Raw genomic sequence first — 13,628 nt, 5'->3', positions numbered from 1 at the left:
GAGAAACTCCACGAACTCCTCAGCAGGGACGTTGCAACCACCACTTGAAACCGCCCATAGCAGCCAAATACTTCCCTTGATCATGGACGTCAAAGGCACGGAGCGGCCAGCGGAGACACTCGGCGCAACGACAAACGCCCCGCGAGTTCGACGAGAACTCGCAGGGCGTCCGGAAGAGGAAGCGTAAGAGCTGCTACACGCCGGCGTAGGAGTGGAGGCCGCTCGCCACCAGGTTGACGCCGAACAGGTTGATGAGCATCGTCGCCCAGCCGGCCACGGCGATCCACGAGGTCACGCGGCGGCTCACGCTCGGGGTCGAGCGGGCGTGCAGGTAGCAGGCGTACACGACCCAGGCGATGAAGCTCCAGACCTCCTTCGGGTCCCAGTTCCAGTACCGGCCCCAGGCCGCCTCGGCCCAGATCGCGCCCGTGATCACGCCGAAGGTCCAGATCGGGAACGCGAAGGCGTGGACCCGGAACGTGACCCGCTCCAGCGTGCCGGCCTGCGGGAGGCGCTCGCCGAGCGAGTACGGGAAGTTGCGCTTGCCGTTGTCGTAGCCCGAGCGGATCAGGTGCATCGCCGCGGTCACGAAGCCGACCAGGAAAATGCCGGAGGCGGTGGAGGCGGCGCCGACGTGGATGACCAGCCAGTACGAGTGGAGGGCGGGCACCAGCGGGCCGACCGGGACGTACAGGGTCATGCCCGCGATCGACAGCAGGATCGCGGCCACCAGCGTCACGAACAGGCCCAGGTGGCGGACGTTGCGCCACTTCGCAAGGACGACCAGCCACGCGGCCAGGCCGACGAGCGTCGCCATCATGACGAACTCGTACATGTTGCCCCACGGGGCCCGGCCGGCCGCGACGCCGCGGGTGACGATGGCCGCCAGGTGGGCCACGAAGCCGAGCACGGTGAGCCCGACGCCCGCGACGCCGGCGAAGCGAGCGCCCGAGGACGGAACGGCCGGCACGGCGACCGAGTCGACAACCGGAGGGCCGCCCGCGCCGACCAGCTCGCGGGTCGCGACGCGGGCCACCACGCTCCGGCCGCCGAACGCGTACTCGACCGCGTACGCCAGCATGGCCAGCGCATAGCTGACGATCGTCACGACCAGCAGCTGATTGGACAAACCACCCATCAGACGACCTCCTCGCGCTCCGGCTCCGTCACGACCTGATCAGTCTGCGCCACCTGCTCGGGGACCTCGGCGGCAGGGGGCGACACAGCTCGTACCACCTCGTCGAACTCCTCGGCGAAGCCCGGATAGTCGCTGCGCGGCAGGCCGCCCGCGGTCGTGCCGGTGGGCGTGATCCGGAAGAAGATCCGCCTCCGCTTGCCGGTCAGCGAGAACAGCAGGCCGGCGAGCAGGGCGACCGCGCCGCCGAGCATGATCGGCTGGCCCGGGTCGTGGCGGATCGAGATGCTGATCCACTGCTTGGTGCCGACGAACTCGATCTTCGAACCGTCGGGCAGCGTCGCCGAGTCGCCCGGCTTGAGCATGACCGGATCGCCGAACTTCGTCAGGCGGCCGGCGTCGATCTGCCGCTGGTCCAGCGTGTACACCGACAGCGGCGCCCCGGCGTCGAACCCGAGCACCCCGTGGTACGGCTGGAGCATCAGGCGCGGGTCCCGCTCGGCCGGGAACGCCGAGGTGTTCAGCGAGGGGTCCGACGGCACCGTCGGCAGGTAGATCCCCATGAAGCCGACCTGCGCCTTCTCGTCGCGCTTCCCGGTCTCGGGGTTCAGGTTCACGTCGGGGAAGGTGGCCACGCCGTCGCTGGTCTGCATCCCGTCGCGGGGCAGGAACGTCGAAACGGTCGTATGCGACCTTCCGTACTTGTCGGTGTACCGCAGCTCCGGCGCATACCCGTGCCCGAGCAGCGAGACGTTGGCGCCCGAGAGCCGCAGCGGGTCGTTGACCTGCAACACGTGCGACGACGTGCGGCCATGCTCCCGCACCTGCACGTCCGCCCGGTACTCGATCGGCTGCCCGTTGTCGAGATAGCGGGCCGTGAACTTGTCCATCTGCAGGCAGAACCGCGGCAGGTCGTTCTCGCCGACCTGAGCGCCGAGCGCGTGCTCGTCGTAGTTCAGCAGCGTGTTGCAGAACCCGAAGTCCTTGCCCTCCACCAGCACCCGGTTGCCGTGCCAGCCGAACCACGACCCGTAGGCCACGCCGATCAGCAGCGACAGCAGCGCAAAGTGGAAGACCAGGTTGCCGGTCTCCTTCAGGTACCCCTTCTCGGCGCTGATCTCGACGACGTCCCCGTCTTCACGAACGACCGTCCGGAACCGCCGGCGCCGCAGCACGGACACCACAGAAGAGGCGGCCACCGGCTCGAACGACGCCGAGGCCGACAGCCGGTCCAACCGGGCCGGGGGCCGCGGCGGCCGCCGGATCAACGCCACCGCGTGCTGCCGGAACCGCGGCACCAGGCAGCCGACCAGCGACACGAACAGCAGCAGGTAGATGGCCGAGAACCAGGGCGACCCGTACACGTCGAAGAAGAAGAACCGATCGAGCGTCGGCCCCCACTCCTTGTTCGTGTCGAGGTACTGGTTGACCTTCTCCGGCGACACGTTGCGCTGCGGCAGCACCGAGCCCGGGATCGCCGCCACGGCGAGCAGGAAGAGCAGCACCAGCGCGGTGCGCATGCTGGTCAGCTGCCGCCACGCGCGCCGGCCGACCGAAACGGCCGTGTGATAGAGCCAGCGCATCAGATCGGCACCGATCCCACGCCGACGTTCGCCTGCAGGGCGATCATCCAGTCGCTCCAGACGCCGGTGACGAGGGCGATGCCGACCAGCACCAGCAGCGCCCCGCCGACGCGGGTCACCCAGCGGCTGTTGCGACGGATGAACTTGACGACGCCGATGAGGCGCTGGAAGCCCAGCCCGAGGGCGATGAACGGCAGGCCGATGCCGAGCGAGTACGCGAGCGCGAGGGTCACCGCCCGGGCCTGCGAGCCGCTGGTCGAGCCGAGCAGGATCACCGCGCCGAGCGTCGGGCCGGTGCAGGGCGCCCAGGACAGCGCGAAGACCATGCCGAAGATCGGCGCGCCGATCAGCCCGGCGGCCGGCAGCCTGCTGATCCGCCACTGCCGCTCGAGGCCGGGGACGAGCCCGATGAAGGCCAGGCCGAGCACGATGACGATGACGCCGGCGACGATCTCGACGACCCGCCGGTGCACGAGCAGCGACATGGCGGCCTGCGTCGCCAGCACGATGAGCCCGACGAAGACGACCGTGAATCCCGCGATGAACAGCCCGACGCCCGCGACGACCCGTCCGCGGCGCTGCCCCGAGTCGAGGTCGGCGCCGGCCAGCCCGGTCACGTACGACAGGTAGCCCGGCACGAGCGGCAGGATGCACGGCGACAGGAAGCTCGCCAGCCCGGCCAGCACGGCCACCGCGACCGCCGCCAGCAGCGGCCCGCTCATCGCCAGGTTGCCGGCATCCATGTCAGGCCTGCTCCGCGAGCAGGTCGCGCACGATCGGCTCCAGCAGCTCCTGGTCGACCGCCATGCGCAGCACCGCCGCCAGCTTGCCGCTGCGATCGACGATGAGCGTCGCCGGCAGCGAGTTCGGCGGGACGTCGAAGTCCAGCGCGTGCTCGCTGGCCGGGTCGAACAGGCTCCCGTAGGAGGGCTTGGTCTCGGCGAGGTACGCCTCGGCCGGATCACGCTGGTCGCGGACGTTGACGCCGATGAAGACCGCACCGTCGGCCTTCGTCGCTTCGTAGACCTTCTCCAGGTCAGGCGCCTCGGTGCGGCACGGCGGGCACCAGGACGCCCAGAAGTTGATCACCACGACCTGGCCCTTGTGTGCGGCGAGATCGAAGGTGCCGCCGCCCATCAGGTCGCCCCGCATCACCGGCGCCGCCACCCGGTCGGCCACCGCGATCTTGCGGCTGCCGAGCACATTCTTCGAGGAGGCGCCGCCGTCCGTGCAGGCCGCCAGCAGCGAGACCAGCGCGAGGAGCAGCACGAGGCGCCGCATCAGGCGCCCTTCGCCTGGCGCGCCGTCGGCGACATCGCCACCAGGTGCGCGGCCGGCTCGCCGTACGAGATCCCGACGATCTTCGTGCCCTCGAAGTGGAAGCTCGTGTAGCTGGCCAGGTTGCACTGGCGCCGCCGCGGGTCGTGCCAGAGCCGCTTCTTCTCCACGTGCCGCCGCAGCGTCCAGATCGGCAGCTGGTGCGACACGCACACGGCCTCGTGCCCCTCGGCCGCCTCACGGGCCGCCATCAGCGCCGCGAACATGCGGGCGGCGATCACCGAATACGGCTCGCCCCACGACGGGGTCAGCGGATCGCGCAGCACCCACCAGTTGCGCGGGTCGCGCAGCGCGCCGTCACCGACGCCGACCCGCTTGCCCTCGAAGAAGTTCGCGCTCTCGATGAGCCGGTCGTCGACCGCGATCGGCAGCCCGAACTGCTCGGCGATCGGCGTCGCGGTCTGCTGCGCGCGCTCCAGCGGGCTGGCCACGACGTAGGTGATGTCCTTCTCGGTCACGGCCTGCGCCGCCGCCTTGGCCATCTGCACGCCGAGCTCGGACAGCCGATACCCGGGCAGGCGGCCGTAGAGCACCTTCTCCGGGTTGTAGACCTCGCCGTGGCGCAGGACGTGGACGATCGTCTTCATGCCCCGACCGCCTGCGCCGCCGCCCGGGCCGCGTGCGGCAGGGCCGCAGCGATGACCGACAATGCCTCGTCATCGATGGCGGTCGAGACAAACCATGCCTCGTACGCGCTCGGCGGCAGGTACACGCCGCGGGAGAGCATCTCGTGGAAGAAGCCCTTGAACGCGGCCACGTTCTGGGTGCGCGCCTGGTCGTAGTTGGCCACGTCGCCCGTCGTGAAGAAGAACGAGAACATGCTGCCGGCGGTGGACAGCACGTGAGGTACACCCGCGGCCGAAAGCGCGTCGGCGGACAGCTTGGCGATCGTGGTCGCCGTCGCGTCGAGGCGCGCGTAGACCTCGGGCGTCGCCAGCCGGAGCGTCGCCAGGCCGGCGGCGCAGGCCAGCGGGTTTCCGGACAGGGTCCCGGCCTGGTACACCGGGCCGGCGGGCGCCAGCTGCCCCATGATCGAGGCCCGGCCGCCGAACGCGGCCGCGGGCAGCCCGCCGCCCATCACCTTGCCGAATGTCCACAGGTCGGCGTCGACCGGCTCCAGCCCGGCCCAGCCGCTGCCCGAGACCCGGAAGCCCGTCATGACCTCGTCGAGGATGAGCAGCGCGCCGTGCCGGTGCGCGATCTCGGCCAGCTTGCCGTTGAACCCGTCGCGCGGCGCCACCACGCCCATGTTCCCGGCCGCGGCCTCGGTGATGATCGCGGCGATGCTCGCCCCGTGCTCGGCGAACGCCTTCTCGACGGCGTCGACGTCGTTATACGGCAGCACGATCGTGTCCCCCGCCGCCGCCCCGGTGACCCCGGGCGTGTCCGGCAGCGCGAGCGTGGCGACGCCCGACCCGGCTGCGGCGAGCAGCGCGTCGACGTGCCCGTGGTAGCACCCGGCGAACTTGACGACCTTCGATCGCCCGGTGAACCCTCGAGCGAGCCGCAGCGCGCTCATGGTGGCCTCGGTCCCGGAGTTGACCAGCCGCACCTGCTCGACGGGCGTGCGCGCGACGATCTCCTCGCCGAGCGCCACCTCCCCGGGCGTGGGCGTGCCGAAGCTGGTCCCGTGCGCCGCCGCCGAGGTGATGGCGTCGACGACGTCGGGATGGGCGTGGCCGAGGATGAGCGGCCCCCAGGAGCAGACGAGGTCGACATACCGCCGCCCGTCCGCATCCGTGAGCCAGCAGCCCTCGCCACCGACCATGAACCGTGGGGTGCCACCGACCGCCCGGAACGCCCGGACAGGTGAATTCACCCCACCCGGCACGATGGCCTGAGCGCGGTCGAACAAAGCCTGCGAGGCCGGTGCGTCACCCGCATAGGGGCCGAGGCCGGCGGAGTCAAAATCGGTCACAGCCTGCCCATTCTGACAGCCGCTGGATCACGCCGACGACCGCCCCTGTGTGCCCTGTGCCCGACACCACTACGCTGTGGCTCGTGGATCGAGCCGATCTCGCCATAGCCATCCGCCGCACACCCGCCGAAACCGTGGTGTCACTGTCCGGCGAGATCGACATGTCCACGGTCCAACGCCTGGCCGCCACCGTGGACGAGGTCCTGTCGGAGCCCCCGGCCCGCGTGGTCCTGGACATGGCCGGCGTGACGTTCTGCGACTCCCAGGGCCTGGGCACGCTGGTCGTCCTGAGCCGCAGGGCCACCCTGGCCCAGAGCTACCTGGTCCTCGTCAACGTGGGCGCCTTCCTGATCCGCGTCCTGGACATCACCGGTCTGCGGGGCGCCCTGATGATCCAGGATCCCGCCTAGATCTTCCGGGACTCGGGTCCGGGCAAGGCACGACCGTCGCTCCCGCCAGACACCGCTGGTGCCGCCGGTGCATCCGCCCCGGCGCCACGGACGCTGCCAGCGCCGTCGCCCCAAGGACCCGCGACCTCCGGTCGCGCGGGCGTCCGAACATCCGGGCTGCCGCCGGTCGTCAAGCGTCGTTGCGGACCGCGAAGATCGCGATGTCGTCGCGTGGTGGCTCCGCCGAGAAGCTCAGCGTCCGGGCCCGCAGCCGGGCCGCCACCACGTCCGCCGGGAAGCCGGCCAGCGCCCCCGCCTCCTCGCGCAGCCGGTCCACGCCCAGGAGCTCGATGCCGCGACGACGCTCGGTCACGCCGTCCGTGTAGAAGATGAGCGTGTCCCCGGGGTACAGGATGATCTGCGTCCGCGGCGTGTTGATCGTGTCCAGCAGGCCCAGCGCCGTGCCGCACGCCCCGACCAGCTCGGTCTGCCCGTCCGCGCGCACCACGACCGGCTGGTCGTGCCCCGCCAGGTGCAGCGTCACATCCAGCAGCCCGTCCTGCCGGCGCATCACCTGGGCCAGGCACAGCGTGCAGAAGCGCCCCGCCCCGCGCTCCAGCAGCGTCTCGTTGAGCCGGTGCAATGTCTCCGGCAGCGGCCGGCCGTCGCGGACCAGCACCCGGGTCACGTCGCGGACCAGGCCGGTCACCGTCGCCGCCTGCACGCCCTTGCCGGAGACGTCGCCGACCACGACCAGCCACCGGCGCGCCGACAGCGGCACCACGTCGTAGAAGTCGCCGCCGACGTCGACGCCCTCGCCGGTGGGGACGTACTCGGCGCCGAACTCCACGCCCTCCGCCTTCGGCAGCTGCGGCGGCAACAGCGAGCGCTGCAGCGTCTGGGCGATGGCGCGGCGCTCGGCGTGAATGTTGGCGTTGTCGATCGCGAGCGCGGCCCGCCGGGCCACGTCCTCGACGACCGCGACCTCCTCGGCGCGCTGCCAGGTGTCGCGCCCGCCGCCGACCGTCAGCGTGCCGAGGTGCTGGCCGCGCGCGATGAGCGCGACGACGTACCCCTCTAGGGGCAACCCCAGCGGTACCACGGCATCGGTTCCCATGGCTTCTTTGAGCTGCGGCGTCGCACCGGCCAGCGAGTCGAGCAGGTCGGTCAGCATCGACTCGTCGGCGTGCGCGGCCGCGGCCAGCCGCAGCTCGCCGCCCGGGTCGGCGGCGTGGATCGCGCACCACAGCCCGAGCCGCGGCACCACCAGCCGCGGGATCAGGGCCAGCGTCAGCTCGACGTCGAGCGACTGGGCCAGCAGCTCGCTCGCGTCGGCCAGGAACGTCAGCCAGGTGCGCCGCTCCGAGTCGGCGCGCCGCAGCCGGTGGTTCTCGATCAGCAGGGTCAGCCGGTCGGCGGCGATGGCGGTGACCGGCCGCGCATACGGGTTGCTGCCCGCGCCGGCCACCAGCAGCTCGGCCCGCCACGGCCGGGTCAGCCGCAGCGGCACCCGGCGGCCGCCGTCCACCGAGCCGCTCAACCGCCCGACGGCGGCGACCGTGTGCGGGCCGTCCCCCTCGTCCACGGTGAGCGATGCCCCGGTCGCACCGCTGACGTCGCACAGCCGTTGCAGCAGCTCCTCGGCGGACTCGGTGAGCGAGCCGCCCTCGGAGCCGCTGAGCGAGGAGAGCGCCTCCGGCGACGGCGCGGCCTGCCCGGCCGGCAGCTCGAACCGCGGGGCGCCGAGCGATCCCCCGGAGCCGCCGGGCCGGTCGAGCCGGAACCACACGCCCTTGCCGCCGGTGAAGTGCAGCGTGCCCCACGCGGTCGCCATCTGGTCGACGAGCAGCAGGCCGCGGCCGCGCTCATCGAGATGCGTGCCTGACTGCTGCTGCGCCCGCGGGCCGATCTGGCCGGGGCGGAAATCGAGGACGGCCACCGTCAGGGCGGCCGCCGAGGCGGTGATCTCCAGATCGACCTCGGTGCCCGCGTGCACCACACTGTTCGTGGTCAGCTCGGTGACCAGGAGCAACGCCTCGTCGAGGACCGGGCCCAGATCCCATTCGTGCACGATCGTCCGGATCGCGTCGCGCGCCAGACCGGGAGAGCTATGGTCGGCCGGGAGGCGGATCCTCCGGACGGTCTGGGTTGTCACACCTCGCAGTCTCCACTGAAGGGTGGTAACAATCCAAGCTGAAGCACCCCCGACACCCGGTGGAGACGACATGACCACAGTCGAAGACGTCACCCCAGAGACGCTCCTGCTGGAGGAGCTGTCGGCGGCGCTCGACCGGCTCACTTCCGGTGACCTGAAGATCCGGCTCAGCCACCGCGACGGCCTGCCCGGCGAGGTCGTCGAGCGGTTCAACCGCTTGGCCGAGATGAAGCTGCGGCACACCCGCGAACTGCTGCGCATCAGCCGGGTCGTCGGCCGTGAGGGCCGCATGACCGAGCGCCTCGACGAGGAGGGGTTCGAGGGCGCCTGGCTCGACCGCATCCACGCGGTCAACTCGCTCATCGACGACCTCGGCCGCCCGACCACCGAGATCGCCCGCGTGATCGTGGCGGTGGCCGAGGGCGACCTGTCGCAGAAGCTGGCGCTGGAGATCGACGGCCGTCCACTGCGCGGCGAATTCCTCACCATCGGCCGCACGGTGAACACGATGGTCGACCAGCTGTCGTCCTTCGCCGACGAGGTCACCCGCGTGGCCCGCGAGGTCGGCACCGAAGGCAAACTCGGCGGCCAGGCCCAGGTCACCGGCGTCGCCGGCACCTGGCGCGACCTCACCGACTCGGTGAACTCGATGGCGGCCAACCTGACCGGCCAGGTCCGCTCGATCTCGACCGCCGCGACGGCGGTGGCCCGCGGCGACCTGTCGCAGAAGATCACGGTCAGCGCGAAGGGCGAGATCGCCGAGCTCTCCGAGACGATCAACTCGCTGGTCGACACCCTGCGGATCTTCGCCGAGCAGGTGACCCGGGTGGCCCGCGAGGTCGGCACCGAGGGCAAGCTCGGCGGCCAGGCCGACGTGCCCGGCGTGGCCGGCACCTGGAAGGACCTCACCGACAACGTCAACTCGATGGCGTCGAACCTCACCGGCCAGGTCCGCAACATCGCCCAGGTCGCGACGGCCGTGGCCCGCGGCGACCTGAGCCAGAAGATCACGGTGGCCGCCCAGGGCGAGATCCTGGAGCTCAAGGACACCGTGAACACGATGGTCGACCAGCTGTCGTCGTTCGCCGACGAGGTCACCCGCGTGGCCCGCGAGGTCGGCACCGAAGGCAAACTCGGCGGCCAGGCCCAGGTGACGGGCGTGGCCGGCACCTGGCGCGACCTCACCGACAACGTGAACTTCATGGCCTCGAACCTCACGAGCCAGGTCCGCAACATCGCCCAGGTCTCGACGGCAGTGGCGCGAGGCGATCTCTCCCAGAAGATCACCGTCGATGCCCGCGGCGAGATCCTCGAACTGAAATCGACCGTGAACACGATGGTCGACCAGCTGTCGTCGTTCGCCGACGAGGTCACCCGCGTGGCCCGCGAGGTCGGCACCGAGGGCAAGCTCGGCGGCCAGGCCCAGGTCACCGGCGTCGCCGGCACCTGGCGCGACCTCACCGACAACGTGAACTTCATGGCCTCCAACCTGACCAGCCAGGTCCGCAACATCGCCCAGGTCGCCACGGCGGTGGCGCGAGGCGACCTCAGCCAGAAGATCACCGTCGATGCCCGCGGCGAGATCCTCGAACTGAAGTCGACCGTCAACACGATGGTGGATCAACTGAGCAGCTTCGCCGACGAGGTCACGCGCGTGGCCCGCGAGGTCGGCACCGAGGGCAAGCTGGGCGGTCAGGCCCAGGTGCGCGGCGTCGCCGGTACCTGGAGAGACCTCACCGACAACGTGAACTTCATGGCCTCCAACCTGACGGCCCAGGTCCGCAACATCTCCCAGGTCGCGACGGCCGTCGCGCGAGGCGACCTCAGCCAGAAGATCACCGTCGACGCCCAGGGCGAGATCCTGGCCCTGAAGTCCACCGTGAACACGATGGTCGACCAGCTGTCGTCGTTCGCCGACGAGGTCACCCGCGTGGCCCGCGAGGTCGGCACCGAGGGCAAGCTCGGCGGCCAGGCCCAGGTGAAGGGCGTGTCGGGCACCTGGCGCGACCTCACCGACAACGTCAACTCGATGGCGTCCAACCTCACCAGCCAGGTCCGCAACATCGCCCAGGTGACCACCGCAGTGGCCCGCGGCGACCTGAGCCAGAAGATCACCGTCGACGCGCACGGCGAGATCCTGGAGCTCAAGAACACCGTCAACACGATGGTCGACCAGCTGTCGTCCTTCGCCGACGAGGTCACCCGGGTGGCCCGCGAGGTCGGCTCCGAGGGCAAGCTGGGCGGTCAGGCCCAGGTGCGCGGCGTCTCCGGTACGTGGAGAGACCTCACCGAGAACGTGAACCAGCTCGCCTCCACGCTCACCACCCAGCTCCGGGCCATCTCGCAGGTGTCCACGGCGGTGACCCGCGGCGACCTGACCCAGCGGATCGCGGTCGAGGCGCTCGGCGAGGTGGCCGAGCTCAAGGACAACATCAACCAGATGATCGTGACGCTGCGCGAGACCACGAAGAAGAACGCCGAGCAGGGCTGGCTCGACTCCAACCTGGCCCGCGTCGGCGGCCTGCTCCAGGGCCAGCGCGACCTCGGCGAGGTGTGCCGCATGATCATGACCGAGGTGACCCCGCTGGTCGACGCCCAGATCGGCGCGTTCTTCCTGGCCGGCGCCGACGCGGCCACGGGGCTACGGCTGCGGCTGGAGGCGTCGTACGGCTACGTGGCGCCCGGCACCGAGGTCTCGTTCGCGCCCGGCGAGGGCCTGGTCGGCCAGGCGTCGCTGTCGCGGCGCGCGATCCGGGTCAGCTCGCCCGCCGACAACCGCCTCCAGGTGCGCTCCGGCCTGGCCGCGACCCCGCCGGCCGACCTGGTCGTGCTCCCGGTGCTGTTCGAGGGCGAGCCGCTCGGCGTGATCGAGTTTGCGAGCGTGTCCCCGTTCTCCGACCTGCACCTCGCGTTCCTCGACCGGCTCGTGGTGACGATCGGCGTGGCGCTCAAGACGATCCTGGCCAACCGGCGTACCGAGGAGCTGCTCTCGCAGTCCCAGCGGCTGGCCCTGGAGCTCCAGGAGCAGTCGGCCGAGCTCCAGCGGACCAACGCGGAGCTCGAGGAGAAGGCGACCCTGCTGTCGGAGCAGAAGGGCAACATCGAGAAGCAGAACCGTGAGATCGAGATGGCCCGCCTCGGCCTGGAGGAGAAGGCGCAGCAGCTGGCGCAGGCGTCGCAGTACAAGTCGGAGTTCCTCGCCAACATGAGCCACGAGCTGCGCACCCCGCTCAACTCCATGCTCCTGCTGTCCCGGCTGCTGGCCGACAACCCGGACACCAACCTGACGGCGAAGCAGATCGAGTTCGCGGCGACGATCCACAACGCCGGCTCCGACCTGCTCGCCCTGATCGACGACATCCTCGACCTGTCGAAGATCGAGGCCGGCCGCATGGACGTCGAGCCCGGCGAGGTCTCGTTCGACGAGATCCGCTCGTACGTCGAGCAGGCCTTCGCCCCGCAGGCCGAGGACAAGGGCCTCGACTTCACGGTGCAGACCGACCTGGCCCTCCCGCCGGTGATCGTCACCGACCCGCAGCGGCTCCAGCAGATCCTGCGCAACCTGGTCTCCAACGCCGTGAAGTTCACCGACAACGGCTCCGTCACGCTGTCGATGGAGATCGCACCGCCGGAGATCGAGTTCAACCTCCCGACCCTGGCCGGCGCCCGCCGCGTGATCGCGTTCTCGGTCGCCGACACCGGCATCGGGATCTCCGACGACAAGGTCGCGCTCATCTTCGAGGCGTTCCAGCAGGCGGACGGCACGACCAGCCGGAAGTACGGCGGCACCGGCCTCGGCCTGTCGATCAGTCGCGAGCTCGCCAGGCTCCTCGGCGGCGCGATCGGCGTCACGTCCGATGTCGGCCGCGGGGCGACCTTCACGCTGTACCTCCCGGACGTCATCGCCACCGAGGTGACCCCGACGATGCACGCCCTCCCGACCCAGCCGGCCCCGGCCCCGATCCGCTCGATCCCCGCCGGCCCGGCGATGCTGCGCCCCCTGGCCCCCCAGGAGCGCCGCCCGACGGCCGCCGCCCACCAGCTCGACGGCGCCACGATCCTCATCGTCGACGACGACGTCCGCAACGTGTTCGCCCTGACGAGCGCGCTGGAACTGCACGGCATGACGGTGCTCTACGCCGACAACGGCCACGACGGCGTGCGCATCCTGTCCGAGCACCCGAACGTCGACATCGTCCTGATGGACGCGATGATGCCCGACCAGGACGGCAACGAGACAACGCGCGCCATCCGCCGAAATCGCCGCTTCGCCGAACTGCCGGTAGTGTTCCTGACGGCCAAGGCGATGCCGGGCGATCGCGAGTCATCACTGGCCGCGGGCGCGAGCGACTACATCACGAAGCCAGTCGACCTCGACGAGCTCCTGGAAGTGATGGCAGCCTGGGTCAACGGCGAGGGACGAGCGGTATAGACCTTTGGAGGTTCCCCAGTTGACCGGACCGGACCGACCGGCCAGGGTGCTGCTCGTCGACGACCGCCGGGACAACCTGCTGGCCCTGGAGGCGATCCTGCAGGGGCTGCCGGTCCAGACGGTGGGCGCCGAAAGCGGCGAGGAGGCGCTGAAGCACCTTCTGGTGGACGATTTCGCCCTGATCCTGCTCGACGCCCAGATGCCGACGATGGACGGCTTCGAGACGGCCCGCCACATCAAGCGCCGCGAGCGCACCCGCCACGTTCCGATCATCTTCCTGACCGCGGCGGACCGCGACTCCCACCTGGCCCTCCGCGGCTACGCGGCCGGCGCCGTCGACTACCTGACCAAGCCGTTCGACCCGTGGGTCCTCCGGGCGAAGGTTTCGGTCTTCGTGGAACTCTGGACGATGACCCAGACGCTGGCCGCCCAGTCGGAGCAGGTCCGGGTCCGCGAGACGGAGCTGCGCGCGACGGGCGTGGCGGTCGACGAGGCCACGGCGCTGCTGAAGGCGGCGCTGGCCGCCGACGGCGAGCTGGGCCGCGAACAGGTCGAGAAGGCCATGGCCGTGCTGGCCAGGTCCCGCCCTCGCTTCTAGGCTCAGCACTCCGCTCCACAACGCCGCCCACTCGCCGAGGCTGCACACATCACTTTTGATACATCAAATCTGATGCATCA

The 13,628-nt window shown here is 70.7% G+C and carries 10 protein-coding genes; 3 read left to right on the top strand and 7 right to left on the bottom strand.

Translation table 11 applies throughout. From position 1 onward, the window contains the following. Nucleotides 1–193: 193 nt before the first annotated feature. Genes ccsB through hemL form a run of 6 tightly spaced genes read right to left on the bottom strand, consistent with a single transcriptional unit; the run spans nucleotide 194 to nucleotide 5,974 of the window. On the bottom strand, nucleotides 194–1,138 hold the full coding sequence (ccsB, locus tag ABZS66_RS06850; protein ID WP_354755858.1) for a c-type cytochrome biogenesis protein CcsB: 945 nt from the start codon (nucleotides 1,136–1,138) through the stop codon (nucleotides 194–196). Then, entirely contained in the window at nucleotides 1,138–2,718 is a 1,581-nt protein-coding gene (locus ABZS66_RS06845; protein WP_354755856.1) for a cytochrome c biogenesis protein ResB, read from the bottom strand. The genes ccsB and ABZS66_RS06845 overlap by 1 nt, the downstream gene beginning before the upstream one ends. Then, nucleotides 2,718–3,440: a cytochrome c biogenesis protein CcdA gene (locus ABZS66_RS06840; RefSeq protein WP_354755878.1), complete on the bottom strand. Its 723-nt coding sequence runs from the start codon at nucleotides 3,438–3,440 to the stop codon at nucleotides 2,718–2,720. The genes ABZS66_RS06845 and ABZS66_RS06840 overlap by 1 nt, the downstream gene beginning before the upstream one ends. A 22-nt stretch (nucleotides 3,441–3,462) precedes the next feature. Further along, nucleotides 3,463–3,999, bottom strand: a complete 537-nt coding sequence (locus ABZS66_RS06835) for a TlpA disulfide reductase family protein (RefSeq protein ID WP_354755854.1) — start codon at nucleotides 3,997–3,999, stop codon at nucleotides 3,463–3,465. Further along, a complete protein-coding gene (locus tag ABZS66_RS06830; protein WP_354755852.1) occupies nucleotides 3,999–4,643 on the bottom strand; it encodes a histidine phosphatase family protein in 645 nt (214 codons plus the stop codon). The genes ABZS66_RS06835 and ABZS66_RS06830 overlap by 1 nt, the downstream gene beginning before the upstream one ends. Continuing rightward, nucleotides 4,640–5,974, bottom strand: a complete 1,335-nt coding sequence (gene hemL / locus ABZS66_RS06825) for a glutamate-1-semialdehyde 2,1-aminomutase (protein WP_354755851.1) — start codon at nucleotides 5,972–5,974, stop codon at nucleotides 4,640–4,642. Before hemL ends, ABZS66_RS06830 begins: the two co-directional genes overlap by 4 nt. Before the next feature lie 83 nt (nucleotides 5,975–6,057). On the opposite strand from hemL, the gene ABZS66_RS06820 reads away from it, so the two are divergent. Beyond that, nucleotides 6,058–6,384 carry an STAS domain-containing protein gene (locus ABZS66_RS06820; protein WP_354755849.1) on the top strand — a complete coding sequence of 109 codons (327 nt, stop codon included), beginning with the start codon at nucleotides 6,058–6,060 and terminating at the stop codon, nucleotides 6,382–6,384. Nucleotides 6,385–6,553: 169 nt separating this feature from the next. Here the strand turns inward: ABZS66_RS06820 and ABZS66_RS06815 are convergent, their stop codons facing one another. Beyond that, nucleotides 6,554–8,518: a SpoIIE family protein phosphatase gene (locus ABZS66_RS06815; protein ID WP_354755847.1), complete on the bottom strand. Its 1,965-nt coding sequence runs from the start codon at nucleotides 8,516–8,518 to the stop codon at nucleotides 6,554–6,556. A 70-nt stretch (nucleotides 8,519–8,588) separates the two neighbouring features. Between ABZS66_RS06815 and ABZS66_RS06810 the strand changes: the two genes are divergently transcribed. Together ABZS66_RS06810 and ABZS66_RS06805 are read left to right on the top strand one after the other, a co-directional pair. Next, on the top strand, nucleotides 8,589–12,950 hold the full coding sequence (locus ABZS66_RS06810; protein ID WP_354755845.1) for a HAMP domain-containing protein: 4,362 nt from the start codon (nucleotides 8,589–8,591) through the stop codon (nucleotides 12,948–12,950). 19 nt (nucleotides 12,951–12,969) lie between these two features. After that, nucleotides 12,970–13,548 (top strand): response regulator, encoded by a 579-nt coding sequence (locus ABZS66_RS06805; protein WP_354755844.1) that lies wholly within the window; start codon nucleotides 12,970–12,972, stop codon nucleotides 13,546–13,548. The last annotated feature ends 80 nt before the right edge of the window (nucleotides 13,549–13,628 follow it).

This window comes from Dactylosporangium sp. NPDC005572, from assembly GCF_040605515.1.
GTDB lineage: Bacteria > Actinomycetota > Actinomycetes > Mycobacteriales > Micromonosporaceae > Dactylosporangium.
This window is presented reverse-complemented; position numbering and strand designations above follow the sequence as displayed.

Bases quoted from the DNA above. Each gene is read 5' to 3' on its own strand.
- ccsB (WP_354755858.1), bottom strand. From the start codon at position 1,138: ATGGGTGGTTTGTCCAATCAGCTGCTGGTCGTGACGATCGTCAGCTAT.
- ABZS66_RS06845 (WP_354755856.1), bottom strand. From the start codon at position 2,718: ATGCGCTGGCTCTATCACACGGCCGTTTCGGTCGGCCGGCGCGCGTGG.
- ABZS66_RS06840 (WP_354755878.1), bottom strand. From the start codon at position 3,440: ATGAGCGGGCCGCTGCTGGCGGCGGTCGCGGTGGCCGTGCTGGCCGGG.
- ABZS66_RS06835 (WP_354755854.1), bottom strand. From the start codon at position 3,999: ATGCGGCGCCTCGTGCTGCTCCTCGCGCTGGTCTCGCTGCTGGCGGCC.
- ABZS66_RS06830 (WP_354755852.1), bottom strand. From the start codon at position 4,643: ATGAAGACGATCGTCCACGTCCTGCGCCACGGCGAGGTCTACAACCCG.
- ABZS66_RS06810 (WP_354755845.1), top strand. From the start codon at position 8,589: ATGACCACAGTCGAAGACGTCACCCCAGAGACGCTCCTGCTGGAGGAG.